Consider the following 15785-nt stretch of genomic DNA (forward strand, 5'->3'; position numbering starts at 1 on the left):
TTTGTAAATTAAATAAACCAATTGCGCGCTCCTGCTAAAATACTTGTTGCACTAATATGGCTGTGTGCAATGGCAATAAATGTATTTGCCCAGGCACCAAACATTACCTACGCAAATCCCCCGGTTTACTCGGTGGGTACAACAATAACTCCCTTAGTTGCTTTAAACACCGGTGGCGCAGTGCCTGCTAATCACTATGGCCAAACCACTATTTTTGCGGGCAACAGTAACTCTGGTAATGCAGATGGCTCTGGTGCATCGGCAAGCTTCAACAATCCCAGGGGCCTTACAATTGATGCTGCAGGCAATATTTATGTGGCCGATAGGAACAATAACCTTATTCGTAAAATTACGCCGACTGGTACAGTTAAAACAATTACTGGTTTTGGTTATGTTGATGCGGCCGGTAATTCTGTAAATTTATCCTCGCCAAGCGGGCTTACTGTGGATGCAGTCGGGAATATTTATGTAGCTGCCGAAGGCGACAATCAAATAAAGAAAATTACACCATCAAATATCGTAACCACACTTGCGGGTAATGGTAGTATAGGGAGCGATGACGGGGTAGGTTTGGCAGCTTATTTTCATCAACCTTTGGATGTAACCGTTGATGCCGATGGGAATGTTTTCGTGGCCGATATCGATAACAATGCTATTCGTAAAATAACACCCGGCGGTGTGGTTACCACATTTGCAGGCGGATCTTCAGGCTATGTGGATGATATTGGCACGGCGGCCAAGTTCAAAGGACCAAGCGGTTTGGTTATCGATGCGTTGGGCAATGTTTACGTTGCTGATCTTTTCAATCACGTTATCAGGAAAATTACCCCTGCGGGCAAGGTTACCACATTTGCTGGAATTGGCGGGCAGCAGGGCGAAGAGGATGGACCCGTTGCCAATGCTACTTTAAATTATCCTTACAAGCTTGCAATTGATGTTGCGGGAAATATTTACGCATCTGAAGCCAACGGCGGCAATCGGATAAGAAAGATAACGCCCAGTGGCATAGTAAGCACCGTACAGCATAATATAAACGCAATTAATGCCGAAGGCAAGGGGGTGAATACAGGCGAGGCTTACGCCTCGGGTGTAGTTGTTAATAACGACGGTTTTTTATTTATGTCAGATGTTGGCGTTAATAATATTTATAAAGTGGTTATTACGGGTTATGGCATTGATAAGCCTTTACCCGCCGGCCTTAGCTTTGATACGGCTACAGGTATTATCAGCGGTACGCCTACTGTTGCTTCGCCGGCACAGGATTTTATTATTACGGCTTATAACCTTATCGGGAGCAGCAGTTTTAAAATAACTATCAAGATAACAGCTGGCGTTTTACCGCCGGCTGGCTCGCCGCCCGTAATTGCTTATTCCACACCCAATGTTTATCATTTAAATTCGGCTATACCGCCGTTAAAACCAACGAACAACGGCGGTATTGTGCCTGCAAATACCTATGGGTTGGTAAGCTCGTTTGCCGGCACAGGCGAGCTTGGTAATAATAACGGACCTGGAACAAATGCAAGTTTTCACGGTGTGTATAATGTTGCTACAGATGCTGCTGGAAATGTTTATGTGGCTGATCAAGGGAATAATCAAATCAGGAAAATTACTCCTGACGGAAATGTAAGCATTTTTGCGGGCACCGGCGATCCTGGAACGGCCGATGGGCCAGGTGTATCGGCTACATTTCAGTTACCTTTATTTATAACTACTGATGCCAATAACAATGTTTATGTAAGTGATCCTATAAACGGACTTCTTCGTAAAATATCACCATCGGGAAACGTAATAAGCGTAAATTATAATATTCGGCAACCCGGTTTCTTAGCATTTGATGCTGATGGTAATTTGTATTTTTCGCATGCTTATAATATTAATATATTTAAAGTTACACCGGCAGGTATGGTAACAATTTATGCAGGTAACGGCAGTATTGGTGTAGGAAATGGTCCTCGAGAATTGGCTTCTTTTGGTAGACCTACTGGCTTGGCTGTTGACGCTGGCGGCAATTTATACATTGCAGATGCAAGCAACTCGCTAATAAGGAAAATTGATAAGCTTACTGGTATTGTTTCAACATTTGCCGGAGGAGCAGCAAATAATGTCGATGGAATGGGGATTGGAGCCGGTTTTACCACCCCAAATTCATTAACCTTTGATGCACTGGGTAATTTATACGTTGGCGATATAGGTAGTCATAGGATAAGAAAAATTACACCAGGAGGTAATGTAACCACCTTAGTGGGTAACAATGCAGGTAATAATAATGGTATAGGTACAAATGCGAGTATTAATTATCCGGCTGGTTTGGCAATGGATAATAATGGACATCTTTTTGTGGGAGAACTTAATAATAACTGGGTGCGGAAAATAGATCTGACAGGCTACACCATCAACAAACCACTTCCTGCCGGGCTAACTTTCGACACTAAAACAGGAATTATCAGCGGAACACCCACCGAGATTTCATCTGCTGCAGATTACACAATTACGGCCTATAATTTGGGCGGCAGCAGCATATTTACTACAAGTATTAAAATTTTAGAAGCAGCAAGTATTACCGCAACTGATGTAAGCGGCGATGTAATCGCCTGCGAAGGCAAAGAGGGTACAACCCATCAGCAATTTACAGTAAGCGGAACCGATCTTTCGGCGGGAATAACGGTAACGGCACCGGCTGGTTTCGAAGTATCAGCAACTGCTGTTGGTGGGTATGGCAGTACAATAACTTTACCACAAACCAGCGGAAAGGTTAACGGAGTTAAGATTTATGTACAAATGATAGCCGGTAGTATGGGCAGCCATCAAGATAATATAACGCTTTCATCTCCTGGGGCAATTAATGTTAATGTACCCGTGAAAGGAACTATAACGGCAAATAAAATAACATCGGTTGCAATTACGCTTAACGTAAACCCCAGTTGCCAGGGTGCTACGGTTGATTTTACGGCTATTAATCCTGTAAACGGGGGAGTTAAACCGGTTTACTTATGGAAAGTAAATGGTAGCCCCGTAGGTAATGAGAAAAATGCCATATATGAAACCAGCGCGTTGGTTAATAATGATGTTGTTACCTGTACGCTCATCAATACTACAGATTGTACGGGCACACCTATCGAATCGGACCCAATAATAGTGAAAAGGACCCCTTTGGTTGGGCCGGATGTTGTAATTACGCCAACATCAGTATATCCGGCTTGCCCGGGTATCGCAGTGGCTTTTACCGCTACGCCGGTTTATGCCGGTAGTAATTACCAATGGCAGGTTAATGGCGAAAATACAGGCAGCAATAGTCCCGATTTTGCAGGCGACGGGTTAAGGGAGGGTGATAGGTTAACCTGTACTATCACAACTACTTCAGAGTGTGCCATACCGGCAACCAGTGATCCATTGATATTTGCGGTTGCGCCTTTGCCAACAGTGGCCTTTAGCGGTAATGTGGTAGTAAACGCGCAATCCAGCGTAACACTCAGGCCGGTTATTACTGGCGATATTGCAAGTTATAGCTGGTCGCCGACGGTTGGTTTAAATAGTGCCGATGTGAAATATCCGGTGGCTAATCCTTTGGTTACAACAACTTATACCCTACAGGTAATTACAACGGCAGGTTGCCCGGTATCTGCATTGGTAACGGTAACTGTGGTACATAGTATAGAAATATCCAATACGTTTACCCCTAATGGCGATGGCTATAATGATACCTGGACTATTCCAGAACTGGAAGGCTACCCTGGCTGCACTGTAAATGTATACAACAGGAATGGTGCCGAGGTGTTTAAATCTGTAGGATACTCAAGGCCCTGGAATGGTACATACAATAATAAAATATTACCTTACGGAACATATTACTACGTGATAGATCCCAAAAACGGTTTTTCGAAATTAACCGGCTCAGTAACTATAATCAGATAATTGTAGGATTAATATTGCTGTTTAACAAGCTTGTGCCATTGCACCAGAATTAATATCGAGCACATTTAATAAGTTATCGAGCCTTGTATTAAGCTCGTCCAGTTGTATATGTCCGCTGTTGTAGGCAGTGGTAAGTTCTTCCAACTCATGCGTTGCATTTGAATGTGCGGTATTTAAGTCGCCTGTTTGCAGGTGGTTTTCCAGCTCGCTAATTTTATACTCGGCAACGGTAAACATATAAAGTTGCTGTTTATCATTGGTGTATATATTATTACTGCTTTGCTTGCTTTGTTGTTGTTTGTTGAACTCAACCAAAATTATGGCAGCTATTATAGCCACGATAACAAGTATCATTAAAGTATCCATGCGCTTTCTCTATATCTGTGTATATTATAATTTAGTTTACCACAGCATTTGGGGTGATAGCCGGGGCAATTGGTTGTAATAAATATATGAGTATTGTGTGCTAATTTTTAATGCATTGTTGACGATTGTTAGTAAAATGACCAAATGTTGATAAGTATTGGCGCTTATTGCTTTTTAATAACAAATAACTGTGATCGTCAGCCTGTTTAAATGACGGGGTTCATCTAAATCGATTAAGATCATTTGGCGGTAATTCTTTTTTCGTAACAGTAAAATCTTAAGCCTGGTCTAAATTTCAGACCAATTTCTCCTGCATATTCATAGCCAAGCTTGGGAAATAGTTTTTGGGTTGCCTGATTTTTAGTATTGGTATCTATCCGTAAAATACTTATTCCCCGGTTTGCAGCCACTTGCTCGGCTTGCTGTAATAGGGCGGCGGCAATACCCATTCCTCTAAAGTGGGCACTTACTGCAAGGCGGTGGGTAACAATAGCTTCCTCGTTGATATCCCAGCCTACTTCGGCATACTCGGGCGATTGATCTGTGGTTATGGCGGTAATACCTGCAATTTGTTCATCTATTTCAGCCACCCAAAGTTGATTTAGGGCTATATCATTGGTGAAAACTCTGGCGTTGGGGTAGTGTTCATCCCATTGTAGATTACCTGAAGCTATCATAGCGGGCACAACTTCGGCAATCAATTGCATAATTTGTGGAATATCGGTTAGTATAGCAGGGCGCACAAGCATAATAATACAGGTAGTAAAAACGCTAATTTATAATTAAGGCACACTATAAAATTGATGTATACTATAATTTATTGCAATTGACAGCTATCTGTTTTATGTGGCAATAGACTTTTTGCGGGCGGATGTCTTTTTACGGTTCAATTGATAGCTTATTACCCAGGTCATAAAAACAAGCATTCCATAAAACAAAATATTTTGCAATACATTGCCTACGCTTAGCTGGTAGATGGCTGCATGTATAAATTTGTTTGACATTGGTATTGTTTGATAACATAATACAGTAATGCCTATAATTGTTTTATAACTTTTAGGAGCGTTTAATTAGGTAGGCTCTATAAATGGTTAACGGTATTTAAGCTGATAAATTACCGGGGCATTGCATGTATCTATTTCTTTGTGTATATATTTACTACCGGCATAATATGGCGGAGTTAAATATACACAGATCATGATCCTTGAGGAATTTTTGAAGCAGCTGAAACGGGTATCTACAGATATAGAAGAGTTGAATAAACGTACCTATCATGCTTATCTCGATCCGTTGTTTAAGATGATAGCGTATGATGGCGACCGCCTGAACCGTAAACATGATCTGATGATTACACCTTATCTGCAATATATAAGCACCACCAAACGCGATGATTTCCGGGACGACCTTTCAAAGACCGAGGTTGAAGAGATCATCGACAGTGTAAAAACGGATATAGATTGTATGATCTTCCGTATTGAGCAAAAGGAAAGCCCGCCTGCGCATCCATAAGCAGGAGAGGTGTTAATTAAAAACACGCCGTTAAAAATGTGTCAACTTAATGATTGTGCTTTTTATGGATATCTTTAACCAGGCATAGCTTTTTAATATCAGCAATCTGAATGGCAAAAGGAGCATATTTTAAGCGGTTGCCAACCATTTCGGTAGTGTTATCTGAGTGGGCAATCACTTCTTCGGGCGTATCGCCAGCCAGCAGGCGCTTGTACATGCGGTAGTCGCCCCATTCAATGTAATAAACCTCGCCCGGCAGTATCTTTTTATCATGGATTACTTTTAGGGCTACCCAGCAACCATTTTCCAGGTATGGGTACATGGAATGGCCCCATACGGGCAATGCAAAATCGCAATCCTCAATACCCGGAAAGTTCATACGGCCAACCGGTTGCGAATCATTAATGTCATTATATACTTCAACGCCCGACGCTGTGGCAATAATTTCATACATAGGTATGCCCTCTGTGGCTTTATTTACTACAGTATTTTCTTGATAAGTAGGCGTTTTCTTTCCTTCAATGAAGTCTTTGTATTTTTCTTTAAAAATTCTGAGTTTTTCTGGATCGATATTTTGCCTGCTCTTTACTATTTCGGTTATGGAACTTGGCGAGTTAAAGCCCAATGCTTCGGCTAACTGCGCGTTGCCAGAAAAAGCTTTTCCTTTTAATTGACTATAAAGTATGATAAACTCCAGTGTTTCAGGGCGAATTGTTTTGATTTTGTTGGGCTTTAATGAATCATCCATGATAATAAATTATTTAAAGATTATTCTTGATTTTAATAAAGATATTTCTTTATATTTGTCCTGTTGGTTTTTACTAAAATACTACAAATTTTAATAGAAACAAATATAATAACACAGAATTTACAGAAACTATAATTACAGAATCTTTAAAAGCAAAATCATGCACGTAGCCTACTCCGCCATTCAGCAATTTTCAGCAGCCGAGGAAAATTGCAACAACCCAACCCAACCAGATGAGCTAATGCATGAACCTATGCTGCGTTACCACGGTTATCAGGCTGCCTGCCAAAAGCTCAATAAAGAAATTGCCGCCATACAGCAATATCTGCCCGGCTGGATGCCTGCTTTCAGGTAGGTAGACGGTAGTTTACAGCGGTACCAATGACCAATGACCAATGACCAATGACCAATGACCAATGACCAATGACCAATGACCAATGACCAATTAACAAATAAACAAAACATGATAAAGATCACTCAAAAACTAAAAAACCAACTATGGCGGCTCATTATAGCTGTAGATTATGATTACAGTCGCATAGCTATTGCCGATCATGAGCTTAACGACGAAATCCTTACCCTATGGCTGGAGGATAAGCAGGATTTTAAAAACTCGCTTGATGAGTGCCTGCAGCTTGATATAAAAGCTACCGAATTTGCCCGGCTTATAAAGACCGAAAACTTGAACAGTTACGAGGGGAATAAAATGCACCCCACTAAAAACTTTGTTTACAAAGCTCGCATTGAAATTAACGCCCCACTAAAGTGGTACCAGGACGATGCTGCAATAATTGAACAACAATGGGCACGCGAAGCTATGTTAAAGGCTATACTTACCCAACTTGTTGAAACGGAAGCAGCAGGGAGTTATGAATAATTTTGTGTACGGATGTATGCTAAATGGAATTTTAAACATAAATTATATGGTAGTTTGGAAACTTACGAAGTTTCAAAAACTTTGTAAGTCTGGCAGTGGTAGTACACTAAAATATTTTGAATGCGGTTACAGGCTATTTAACTTTTACCTGTTGTTTTTCTTCCTGGGCTTGTTCTACTAATTCTTCTACTTCGCTAATGGCTTCGGCAGGTTGACTGGCGTAATTGAGCTTGCGAAAACGCCATTGGGCAAAGGCGGGTTCCTGGAAACGGTTTATCAGCTTAAAAAATTTAGGGAAGTTATGTACCTCGTCCAATAAAACACCGGTAACTATACCATTATTGTCCAGAATTTCACGAATGGTATATTCCTTATCCCTTGTTATCCAGATCTCGAAATCGCGGCGGATCTCCTCGCTTTTTTCGGGATCTATTTTATCGTTTATGCAAATTACCTTATCTCCTGGTTTCATAACTTATAAGCGTATAAATATGGCGTTTTGTTTTAACGCTGCTTTTAACACAGCAAAGTTCAGCTTTTTAAACCGTAGTTTAAAAAGTGTGGCCGGTAAATTACATTGTGGTGAGGTGTTTTATGGCCATGCCGCCTTTTAGGAAGTTTGCCATAACATAATATGTATAGTTGTCTGAAAAAATAGTGTAACCTATCTTCGGCTCATGTCGTAATAACCTATACTTTAAATATCTGCGTAGGTTATGGACAATTTTTATTCGCTTTTAATAATAGGATCATTAATAGTATTGCTGATTTTGCAGTTTGATATTCAGCAGCGCCGAAAGGTAAAAAAGGTGCTTAAGCAGACAAATGATGTGCAGCCTCTGCTCATGATACAAAGCATGAACCAAAAGATCGATAAGATAAACCGCGCGCTTGCCACCAGCATAAACAGTAGTAAAATAGAAACCCAGTTAAGAAAATCGACAGAAGATTATAACGCCGGTCGTATAGATATGCAGCTTTACAACAAGCATTTAAACGAACTGGTAAAAAGGGCAGAGGCAAGGCGCGAACCGGCAGTAGCATACTAGTTCATTGGTTCACTTGTTTATTAGTTCATTTATATGACATCAGATATCTTGAAAAGGTTGGTTTTAAAACTCATGAAATAATAAACCAATGGACGAATGAACCAGTGAACAAATAAACCAATACCAAAATCAAATAATTATTTGCTGAAACAACAAATTGTTTATTATTGCAGTCGTATATGTCTGACGAAGCAATAATAAAGCGGTTAAAAGTAATAGTGCAGGAGCATGGCGGCCAGCTTGGGCTTGCGGGAGCTATTGGGGTAGACCAAGGCTTTATTAGTAAGGTTATCAATAAAAAGCAGGATATTAGTTATTACCTTATCCGTAAGCTTTGTTTTCAGCTTAAATATTCGCCCGAGTGGCTTATCTTGGGTACTGGCGAAAAAAAGATCAACAAACCCGAATCGGCAAAACTTATTACCGAAATTCAAATGATGCGTACCGAGGTTGATATTCTTCATGCCCGTATGCGCGCTTACGAAATTGAACTCAAAGAACTCCGCGGGCATCTCCCAGAAGAGAAAAAAGCAGTATAATTGGGAGAGATAAAGGACTTTTGGACAAAAGATAAAGGACTTAGGAATAAAAATCAATTAACAATAATTAAACACAAATGCCGGGTTCCTGTCAGGAGCTCGGCATTTTATATTACTCTAAAGTTTTTATCCTTTATCTTTTGTCCAAAGGTCTTTTATCTCCAAAGTCCTTACTCTCCCCAAAATCCTACTTACAGTACTTATTTATAGAGGCCTGTGCTTGTTTCGATCCCATTTGGGCGGAGGTGCTCATATCGGTACAGGCACCGGATTTATCGCCGAGGGCTATTTTGGCAAGACCGCGCTGCAGGTAGGCTCTGGAGTTTTTAGCGTCCATACTAATGGCTTGTGTACAATCGGCAACTGCACCGCCGGGATCTTTCAGGTTTAATTTTACACCCGCGCGGTCAACGTATATGTCGGCATTTTTAGGGTCGGCCTTTAGAGCGGCGGTAAAATCGTCGGTAGCGCCTTTGGCATCATTCAAATAGCTTTTGGCAATGCTGCTGTGCGATAATGCCCTGGCATAAGTAGGGTTGAGGTATATGGCATTGTGGTACTCATCTATCGCGCCGGGGTAATCTTTCAGCTCTAACTTTACATCGCCTCTGAATAAAAATGTTTCGTCGGTTGAGTATATCGAAACCGCCTTGTCCAGATCGCTCATTGCACCTTTATAATCTTTCAGAATCCCTTTTATATGACCACGGTTTTGATAGGCCAGGGCCGATGAATCAGATGTAGAATCGGCCTTTATTGACAGATCAAAATCGGCAAGCGCACCTGCATAATCTTCGTTGCCGGCGCGTATTAGACCTCGTTTAAGTAATATGCCCGTATTTTTTGGATTTTTTGCGATGCCGGTATTATAATCATCCATCGCGCCTTTGTTATCTCCGGCCTGGGCCTTAGCTTCGCCCCTGAAAAGATAAAAATTTGAGTTTGCCGGGTTTAAGGCAATCGCAGATGTAAACAGCGGTACCCCATTGCCGGTATATTTATAATAATCCTTTACTTTGCCCAAACGGGTATATGCCTCTTCTTTTTGAGGGGCAAGAGCAATCAGTTTTTCGTAATCCTTTACTGCGCCGGCCATATCGTTCATTTTATTTTTCTCAATAGCGCGGTTTAAATAAGCATAAGTATAATTAGGGTTAATCTGGATAGCCCGGGTATAATCCGCAATGGCTGATTGCATATCGCCCAAATCGCGGTAGGCATCGCCGCGGGTAAGGTAGGCCTCTTCACTTTTATTGTTTAACCCAATAGCCAGGGTGATATCTGCAATAACACCCGCGGTATCTTTCATGGCCAACTTGGCCTTACTGCGGCTGATGTAGGCACTGAGGCTTTTAGGATTAAGCGCTATAGCCGTATCCGCATCCAGCTTGGCACCCTGCGCATCTTTTAAAGATAGTTTTATAAACGAGCGGCTTTGGTAAGCTTCGGAGTTTTTAGGATCAAGGGCTATGGCATGATCAAAATCATCCCGGGCACCTTCATTATCCTTCATATTGTTTTTTACCAAACCGCGATAAAGGTAAAGCTCTGGCAAATTAGGATGCTGCGCTATCGATTTATCAAAATAATCAAGCGCGCCTTTGCTATCGCCCATATTGTTTTCGGCGTTGGCCAAGTACAGGAACAGGTTTTTTATTTGAGGATTAATTGCTGCAGCTTTTTTATAATCTTCTACAGCACCTTTATAATCGGTAAGGTTACCCTTGGTATTGGCGCGATAAAAATAGGCTTCGGCGTTTTTAGGGTTAATGGTTATGGCAGTTGTATAATCGTCAATGGCACCCTGGTAATTATTCATGCTGGCTTTGGTGCCCGCACGGTATTGGTATATCTCGGCTTTTTGGGGATCTAACTTTAAGGCGGTATTATAATCGTCAATGGCGCCCCCGAAGTTGCCATTGTTGTTTTTGGCTAAACCACGGTATTCATAAATTTCGGCACTGTTGGGAGCCAACTGTAAAGCAAGGGTGAAATCGGCAATGGCACCGGTTTGGTCGCCAAGGTTTGATTTTGCGTTACCGCGATACTGGTACATCTGCGCTGTTTTTGGTCCCAGCGAAATTGCTTTATTAAAATCATCAATAGCTCCCTGGAAATCCTGAATGCTTGCTTCGTTATTTGCGCGATAGTAATAAGCTGTAGTAAAATCGGGGCGGATTAGTAAAACCCGGGTATAATCATCAATGGCAGCTTTGTATTCTTTCAGGTTACCGTTGGCATTTGCACGATAGAAGTAAGCATCGCTGCTTTTATCATTAAGCTGAATAGCACGGGTAAAATCCTGTACGGCACCTTTATAATCTTTAGCGTTGGCTTTTGAATTACCATTTTGAATGTAGGTACTTGCCGTTTGGGCAAAGGAGCATACAGGCAATAAGAGAAGTAATAGGATTTTTTTCATTTAAGAAATAGCAGTTAATCAAATATCAGTAAAAAACCAATACCTACAGAGCAAAGGCCATACCGAAAATAAATATGCTGCAATTTTTGTTAAATGCGTTTTAAAACCCCGCAGATGATGAAATTTGGGGTATTAAAACCCCAATATAAAACCGTTTTTTAATTTAAGAGAAAGATGCTTCGTTGGTTTTGTTTACCTCGTTTTGAACGCGTCTTTTACCATAACTGATGGCAGCGGTACAAAGTAGGATGCAAAAAATTAAAGCAATTTCAATTGCAACGTGTGCTAAAGGAATTTGATCTGGATTTTTTGACAACATCACACCGGCATCGGGCAGAAGTAAGCCAAATAGGGGAAAACAAAAAAACATTCTCAATATTATTAATTTTTCCATAATTATTAACATTTAGTATGATTGTGCTAAGGTACTCATTATTTTATTACGAATTAAATAAAATTTTAAACTTTTCTTAAACACAAGTTAAAAACGGTTTTGTTTTAACTTTTTTTAAGTTTTTCAATTGTAAGGGTGATGGTTTATGTATGTATCTTATAATGAATGGTTTAACGTAATAGCCAAAAGATAATATAATTAACAACTATAGGTTGTATAGCGCTGAAACCATCAAAATAAAGTGAAAATAGGAGCGCTTATTTACCGCGAGGCATAAAAATAATAATACAGGCACCCATTACTGCAACGGCAGCGCCAATTATATCGTACTTATCGGGTTTAAAACCATCAACTTTCCAGGCCCATATGAGGGCCATTATAATGAAGAAACCGCCATAAGCTGCATATACCCTCCCAAAACCGGCCGATTGCCAGGTGGCAACCACGCCATACAGCGCTAAAACTATGCCGCCTGCAATGCCGTACCATAAAGGCTTATCTTCCTTTAACCAAAGCCATACCAAATAACCGCCGCCAATTTCAAATAAACCGGCAAGTATAAAGATGGCTATGGAGCGGAGGATGTTCATGGTTACAAATTAGGCAATGATATATACTTTAAAGCTAAATTTTCTGTTATAATATATTCCGGACATGAAGATTTTAATGCAGGTAATTAAGTAGTTAGAAAACAATACAATACTTGTTATGGTTTCTATACTAATTATGGTAATTAAAATAAAGTTATTACATTTGTATAGAAACTTTAAAAATACACAAATGGAACATGTAATTAAAACTACTGGTTCTGAATCGAAAAGATTTTCTAATCCTATCATTCAAATGATTGAGGATAAAAAGAGAATTATTCAGGCCATTAAAAATGGCGAAAGCTTATCTACGCTAAAAGGGATTAAAATTGTCTCTCCTTTATAGTTTTAAAACTAACGAAGATGGGTCATATAGTTTCACTTCAGATCAAGGCAATAATTTTTTAATATACTTCTCAGAAAGTCCGATGCCTGATGACGAGGGCAATAATCATATAATTTACAATTTAGGGTTTAGCAGAGATGGGGGGCATTCTTGCATTCCATTTTCATCTAAGTACGATGAAGGTGTACGAGATACCATTATGTCTGTAATTAATGACTTTTTTGAAAAGAACGACCATAAAGCAATTATTTATTTTTGCTTTGGAGATGATGGTTATTCAAGGCACAGGAAAATAGTCTTTAACCAATGGTCTAAAGATTTAAACAATGATATTGAGAAGCATGACAAAATTATTCCCTATGAAGGGACTCCCTTATTTAGTTCCTTAATGATTGTTAGTAGTAATCCATTAAAGAATTTAATTTTAAACTCATTTAACAAATTCTTACAAGAGATATATAACAGTTAATCTACCAAAGGAGTCATATTTTTTCGAATTAATATAAATTTAATGAACTGGTTAGGCTTATGCCCTTTTAGTATTAGTATAACAATTTGTTGAATTTGCAATACGTTAAAACACCCTTAATTTAGGGTTAAAACACTCACTCTTAAAGTTTGCATATGTGTGTATAGCGCAATAGCTTTGTGTAAACAGCCTATGAAATCTTTCGAACTCCAGGTTAACCAAAAAACGTACAAGATAATTAAGTTGCTTACTGCAAAAGCTACCTATAGCGTTTTTAATTATTCTTCATTTTATACCATAGCCAAAATTGATACCGACAGGTGGGAAGTGGTTGAACATCGTTTTGGCGATCAGGAAATTCCGCTGCAGCAAATAGGTCAGGGCATTGATAATTATATTGGACTGCAATCAGGAGCCTTTACAGCTTAACTTATAATTTGATTTCTTTTAATGAAAATTTAATTTTCTTATCAGGTAAAATGTATTGGTTTGTATTCCTGAAAGTTGTATATTGCATCATCAAATTGTTAGGTATGGAAGAGTTAGCAATTTTCAGAATATTTGCCTATTTTCCGTTAGCAGGCTTGTTACTGCCCGATATTTCATCGTTGCTGGTACAATCGTCAGTATATATACCTTATAGTCACATTTATATAGAAGCATTTTTACTATTAAGCATTGCAATTTGTACAGCCGGTATTTGGTATGCCGAAAGTATGCAGGAAATAAAAGATACACCAAAAAGCGGCTCGCCATCAATACAGGGGTAGGCTGCAGGCATTTAAACGTATAAACAATTATAAACCTATATCTGTTTAATGCCCCTATTGCCCGGCTATCTGAGCCGGGCTTTTTTATGCGGTAATAATTTTTAATTGGGCGGGCTATTATATTATAATATTTAGGAAGTTAAAAATTGAGGTTTTTTCATATTTTTACTGTAATGAACCTTAACAATCAAACCCCCGGCAATCTGCTAAATGCAAACGGTACGCCGTACCATAAATCGTCCAGTGCTTATTTAAAAGTTATGCTAACGCTTATGTTTACCTGCTTGTTGGGTACGGCAATGGCGCAATGGCGGTCGCACGGGAATCTTACATACGGTGGTGGTGGCAATGGGGCTTCCAACTTCGACTCGGGTTTAGCCCTTAGTTTTGGCGCAGCGTATGATGCACCCCTTGGAGATTTTGGGCAGTTTTTTAAACCGGCGGTAAATTACAACGTGAGCCTGTTAAACTATTTTGAAGATTTTACCGTGGGCTTAACCCTTGGTTATCATTCCTATAAACCCAAAGACCAAATATCTTACGATACGGGCGATGCTACTGACGGAACTACAGACGTTATTGATATTTCTGTTGCCTATAAAAATTTTAAAGTTTACTCGGCTTATTTAAGCGGTGTTTACAATATAAACCTTGCCGATGATTTTAGGGTTTACCTGGGAGCCAACTTAGGTACATACCATACCCAATCGGCCTTTAGCTATATTGTTGATGATGTTGAAACCACCAGCAGCACCAGCCAAACTCAATTATATACCGCGCCAAAACTGGGAGTTACCTTTCCGGTAAGCAGTAGCTTTGGTATCAGTGTAGAAACTAAGTACAATGTATTTTTCGCTGGTTCATCTGCCGATGGCTCGAGCTTTGGCTCGTCAGTTAAAACATTTTCGGGCGGTGTAAACCTTAACTTTAAGCTATAGTTTTACCAGTTAGCGTTTGTTAAACGGTTTCTCAAAAAAATCGTCTACGATTTTATTAAACTCATCGCGGTGTTCAATAAGCGTGGGGTGGCCAGAATTTGGTACTATCCACAGGTACGATCTGGGGATATTTTGCGCTATAGTAACCGTGTGCTGCACAGGAATCAGATCATGATCGCCGCCGATGATGAGCGCCGGGCATTTAATGGCCTTTAACTCGGGCAGTTTAATATTGGGCTGAAACCAATCCAACAGAAATATCTTCCAGTCATTTTTTTCCTTGGTGGTTTTTAATACCGCGTTTTTGCGGGCATTATATTCCTTTTGCTCATATTTCCAATAACTCGGGATCAATCCGGTTGAATCGGGCCATAGGTTAGCGCCGGTAGCGGCAAATTTTATTACCTTATTGGGGTGGCGCATAGCCAGTTCAATGGCATTGATACCTCCGTCGCTCCAGCCAATTACATAGGCCGAATCAACGTGCATGGCATCCAGCAAACCGGCAAAGTCATCGGCCATCATCTCAAAGCTCAGCGAATCCCTGTCGTCGCGAGATTTGCCGTGCGCGCGGCTATCAACAGCTATTACTTTATATTTTTTTGAAAAGTAAGGGATTGTTTGGCCAAAATTATCCAAACTACCGCCATTGCCATGAATCAGCAGGAGGGGTTTGCCAGTACCATAAACTTCGGTATATAGTTTTACACCCCGTACATCATAGTATTTACCTGTTGCAGCATTATTGCCGTAGGGGATGCTTTTCTCCTGGCCGTGGCCTGCTTGTATAAAACCTAAGGAAGCACTTAATATGAAGAGTAGTTTTTTTAATACCATAGCTTGGTGGGTTGTG

Annotated in this window: 20 protein-coding genes; 11 read left to right on the plus strand and 9 right to left on the minus strand. The window is 40.1% G+C overall.

Annotated elements, in window-relative coordinates; all coding sequences use genetic code 11:
* The first annotated feature begins 69 nt into the window (after positions 1 to 69).
* Positions 70 to 3915 carry a T9SS type B sorting domain-containing protein gene (locus BLS59_RS20805; RefSeq protein ID WP_091152189.1) on the plus strand — a complete coding sequence of 1282 codons (3846 nt, stop codon included), beginning with the start codon at positions 70 to 72 and terminating at the stop codon, positions 3913 to 3915.
* Positions 3916 to 3936: 21 nt separating this feature from the next.
* Here BLS59_RS20805 and BLS59_RS20810 read toward each other — a convergent pair whose 3' ends face one another.
* From BLS59_RS20810 to BLS59_RS31695, 3 genes are all read right to left on the minus strand, one after another.
* On the minus strand, positions 3937 to 4281 hold the full coding sequence (locus BLS59_RS20810) for a hypothetical protein (RefSeq protein ID WP_091152191.1): 345 nt from the start codon (positions 4279 to 4281) through the stop codon (positions 3937 to 3939).
* Positions 4282 to 4520: 239 nt separating this feature from the next.
* Positions 4521 to 5030 carry a GNAT family N-acetyltransferase gene (locus BLS59_RS20815; RefSeq protein WP_091152193.1) on the minus strand — a complete coding sequence of 170 codons (510 nt, stop codon included), beginning with the start codon at positions 5028 to 5030 and terminating at the stop codon, positions 4521 to 4523.
* 93 nt (positions 5031 to 5123) lie between these two features.
* Positions 5124 to 5285, minus strand: a complete 162-nt coding sequence (locus BLS59_RS31695; RefSeq protein ID WP_162842713.1) for a hypothetical protein — start codon at positions 5283 to 5285, stop codon at positions 5124 to 5126.
* 193 nt (positions 5286 to 5478) lie between these two features.
* On the opposite strand from BLS59_RS31695, the gene BLS59_RS20820 reads away from it, so the two are divergent.
* Positions 5479 to 5790 (plus strand): hypothetical protein, encoded by a 312-nt coding sequence (locus BLS59_RS20820; protein WP_091152195.1) that lies wholly within the window; start codon positions 5479 to 5481, stop codon positions 5788 to 5790.
* A gap of 46 nt (positions 5791 to 5836) precedes the next feature.
* Here the strand turns inward: BLS59_RS20820 and BLS59_RS20825 are convergent, their stop codons facing one another.
* Entirely contained in the window at positions 5837 to 6538 is a 702-nt protein-coding gene (locus BLS59_RS20825; RefSeq protein ID WP_091152196.1) for a S24 family peptidase, read from the minus strand.
* A 160-nt stretch (positions 6539 to 6698) separates the two neighbouring features.
* Here BLS59_RS20825 and BLS59_RS31700 point away from each other — a divergent pair, with 160 nt between their 5' ends.
* A complete protein-coding gene (locus BLS59_RS31700; RefSeq protein WP_091152197.1) occupies positions 6699 to 6893 on the plus strand; it encodes a hypothetical protein in 195 nt (64 codons plus the stop codon).
* Between the two features lie 108 nt (positions 6894 to 7001).
* Positions 7002 to 7415, plus strand: a complete 414-nt coding sequence (locus tag BLS59_RS20835; RefSeq protein WP_091152199.1) for a hypothetical protein — start codon at positions 7002 to 7004, stop codon at positions 7413 to 7415.
* 133 nt (positions 7416 to 7548) lie between these two features.
* Here the strand turns inward: BLS59_RS20835 and BLS59_RS20840 are convergent, their stop codons facing one another.
* Positions 7549 to 7887, minus strand: coding sequence for a hypothetical protein (locus BLS59_RS20840; RefSeq protein ID WP_091152201.1), 339 nt, complete (start codon positions 7885 to 7887; stop codon positions 7549 to 7551).
* Between the two features lie 244 nt (positions 7888 to 8131).
* Between BLS59_RS20840 and BLS59_RS20845 the strand changes: the two genes are divergently transcribed.
* Positions 8132 to 8464: a hypothetical protein gene (locus BLS59_RS20845; protein ID WP_091152203.1), complete on the plus strand. Its 333-nt coding sequence runs from the start codon at positions 8132 to 8134 to the stop codon at positions 8462 to 8464.
* Positions 8465 to 8643: 179 nt separating this feature from the next.
* Positions 8644 to 9003 (plus strand): helix-turn-helix domain-containing protein, encoded by a 360-nt coding sequence (locus BLS59_RS20850; RefSeq protein WP_091152205.1) that lies wholly within the window; start codon positions 8644 to 8646, stop codon positions 9001 to 9003.
* Positions 9004 to 9190: 187 nt separating this feature from the next.
* Here BLS59_RS20850 and BLS59_RS20855 read toward each other — a convergent pair whose 3' ends face one another.
* From BLS59_RS20855 to BLS59_RS20865, 3 genes are all read right to left on the minus strand, one after another.
* Entirely contained in the window at positions 9191 to 11425 is a 2235-nt protein-coding gene (locus BLS59_RS20855; RefSeq protein WP_091152208.1) for a tetratricopeptide repeat protein, read from the minus strand.
* 163 nt (positions 11426 to 11588) lie between these two features.
* Positions 11589 to 11819 (minus strand): hypothetical protein, encoded by a 231-nt coding sequence (locus tag BLS59_RS20860; protein WP_143014199.1) that lies wholly within the window; start codon positions 11817 to 11819, stop codon positions 11589 to 11591.
* A 257-nt stretch (positions 11820 to 12076) separates the two neighbouring features.
* Positions 12077 to 12409 carry a YnfA family protein gene (locus tag BLS59_RS20865; protein WP_091152211.1) on the minus strand — a complete coding sequence of 111 codons (333 nt, stop codon included), beginning with the start codon at positions 12407 to 12409 and terminating at the stop codon, positions 12077 to 12079.
* A 190-nt stretch (positions 12410 to 12599) separates the two neighbouring features.
* On the opposite strand from BLS59_RS20865, the gene BLS59_RS31705 reads away from it, so the two are divergent.
* The 5 genes from BLS59_RS31705 to BLS59_RS20890 all read left to right on the plus strand — a co-directional run bounded on the left by BLS59_RS31705 (position 12600) and on the right by BLS59_RS20890 (position 14932).
* A complete protein-coding gene (locus BLS59_RS31705) occupies positions 12600 to 12755 on the plus strand; it encodes a hypothetical protein (protein WP_162842714.1) in 156 nt (51 codons plus the stop codon).
* A gap of 82 nt (positions 12756 to 12837) precedes the next feature.
* Positions 12838 to 13224 (plus strand): DUF6169 family protein, encoded by a 387-nt coding sequence (locus BLS59_RS20875; protein WP_091152215.1) that lies wholly within the window; start codon positions 12838 to 12840, stop codon positions 13222 to 13224.
* Between the two features lie 192 nt (positions 13225 to 13416).
* Positions 13417 to 13653 (plus strand): hypothetical protein, encoded by a 237-nt coding sequence (locus tag BLS59_RS20880; protein WP_091152216.1) that lies wholly within the window; start codon positions 13417 to 13419, stop codon positions 13651 to 13653.
* A 104-nt stretch (positions 13654 to 13757) separates the two neighbouring features.
* Positions 13758 to 13994 carry a hypothetical protein gene (locus tag BLS59_RS20885; protein ID WP_143014200.1) on the plus strand — a complete coding sequence of 79 codons (237 nt, stop codon included), beginning with the start codon at positions 13758 to 13760 and terminating at the stop codon, positions 13992 to 13994.
* Positions 13995 to 14167: 173 nt separating this feature from the next.
* On the plus strand, positions 14168 to 14932 hold the full coding sequence (locus BLS59_RS20890; protein ID WP_091152220.1) for a hypothetical protein: 765 nt from the start codon (positions 14168 to 14170) through the stop codon (positions 14930 to 14932).
* Between the two features lie 9 nt (positions 14933 to 14941).
* On the opposite strand, the gene BLS59_RS20895 is transcribed toward BLS59_RS20890, so the two are convergent.
* Positions 14942 to 15769: an alpha/beta fold hydrolase gene (locus BLS59_RS20895; protein ID WP_091152222.1), complete on the minus strand. Its 828-nt coding sequence runs from the start codon at positions 15767 to 15769 to the stop codon at positions 14942 to 14944.
* Positions 15770 to 15785 lie beyond the last annotated feature (16 nt).

Source organism: Mucilaginibacter pineti (assembly GCF_900101875.1).
GTDB classification, from domain to species: Bacteria; Bacteroidota; Bacteroidia; order Sphingobacteriales; family Sphingobacteriaceae; genus Mucilaginibacter; species Mucilaginibacter pineti.

Bases quoted from the DNA above. Each gene is read 5' to 3' on its own strand.
- BLS59_RS20850 (WP_091152205.1), top strand. From the start codon at position 8,644: ATGTCTGACGAAGCAATAATAAAGCGGTTAAAAGTAATAGTGCAGGAG.
- BLS59_RS31705 (WP_162842714.1), top strand. From the start codon at position 12,600: ATGGAACATGTAATTAAAACTACTGGTTCTGAATCGAAAAGATTTTCT.
- BLS59_RS20835 (WP_091152199.1), top strand. From the start codon at position 7,002: ATGATAAAGATCACTCAAAAACTAAAAAACCAACTATGGCGGCTCATT.
- BLS59_RS20875 (WP_091152215.1), top strand. From the start codon at position 12,838: ATGCCTGATGACGAGGGCAATAATCATATAATTTACAATTTAGGGTTT.
- BLS59_RS20825 (WP_091152196.1), bottom strand. From the start codon at position 6,538: ATGGATGATTCATTAAAGCCCAACAAAATCAAAACAATTCGCCCTGAA.
- BLS59_RS20840 (WP_091152201.1), bottom strand. From the start codon at position 7,887: ATGAAACCAGGAGATAAGGTAATTTGCATAAACGATAAAATAGATCCC.
- BLS59_RS20855 (WP_091152208.1), bottom strand. From the start codon at position 11,425: ATGAAAAAAATCCTATTACTTCTCTTATTGCCTGTATGCTCCTTTGCC.
- BLS59_RS20860 (WP_143014199.1), bottom strand. From the start codon at position 11,819: ATGGAAAAATTAATAATATTGAGAATGTTTTTTTGTTTTCCCCTATTT.
- BLS59_RS20820 (WP_091152195.1), top strand. From the start codon at position 5,479: ATGATCCTTGAGGAATTTTTGAAGCAGCTGAAACGGGTATCTACAGAT.
- BLS59_RS20885 (WP_143014200.1), top strand. From the start codon at position 13,758: ATGGAAGAGTTAGCAATTTTCAGAATATTTGCCTATTTTCCGTTAGCA.
- BLS59_RS20815 (WP_091152193.1), bottom strand. From the start codon at position 5,030: ATGCTTGTGCGCCCTGCTATACTAACCGATATTCCACAAATTATGCAA.
- BLS59_RS20880 (WP_091152216.1), top strand. From the start codon at position 13,417: ATGAAATCTTTCGAACTCCAGGTTAACCAAAAAACGTACAAGATAATT.
- BLS59_RS20895 (WP_091152222.1), bottom strand. From the start codon at position 15,769: ATGGTATTAAAAAAACTACTCTTCATATTAAGTGCTTCCTTAGGTTTT.
- BLS59_RS20810 (WP_091152191.1), bottom strand. From the start codon at position 4,281: ATGGATACTTTAATGATACTTGTTATCGTGGCTATAATAGCTGCCATA.
- BLS59_RS31700 (WP_091152197.1), top strand. From the start codon at position 6,699: ATGCACGTAGCCTACTCCGCCATTCAGCAATTTTCAGCAGCCGAGGAA.
- BLS59_RS31695 (WP_162842713.1), bottom strand. From the start codon at position 5,285: ATGTCAAACAAATTTATACATGCAGCCATCTACCAGCTAAGCGTAGGC.
- BLS59_RS20805 (WP_091152189.1), top strand. From the start codon at position 70: ATGGCAATAAATGTATTTGCCCAGGCACCAAACATTACCTACGCAAAT.
- BLS59_RS20865 (WP_091152211.1), bottom strand. From the start codon at position 12,409: ATGAACATCCTCCGCTCCATAGCCATCTTTATACTTGCCGGTTTATTT.
- BLS59_RS20890 (WP_091152220.1), top strand. From the start codon at position 14,168: ATGAACCTTAACAATCAAACCCCCGGCAATCTGCTAAATGCAAACGGT.
- BLS59_RS20845 (WP_091152203.1), top strand. From the start codon at position 8,132: ATGGACAATTTTTATTCGCTTTTAATAATAGGATCATTAATAGTATTG.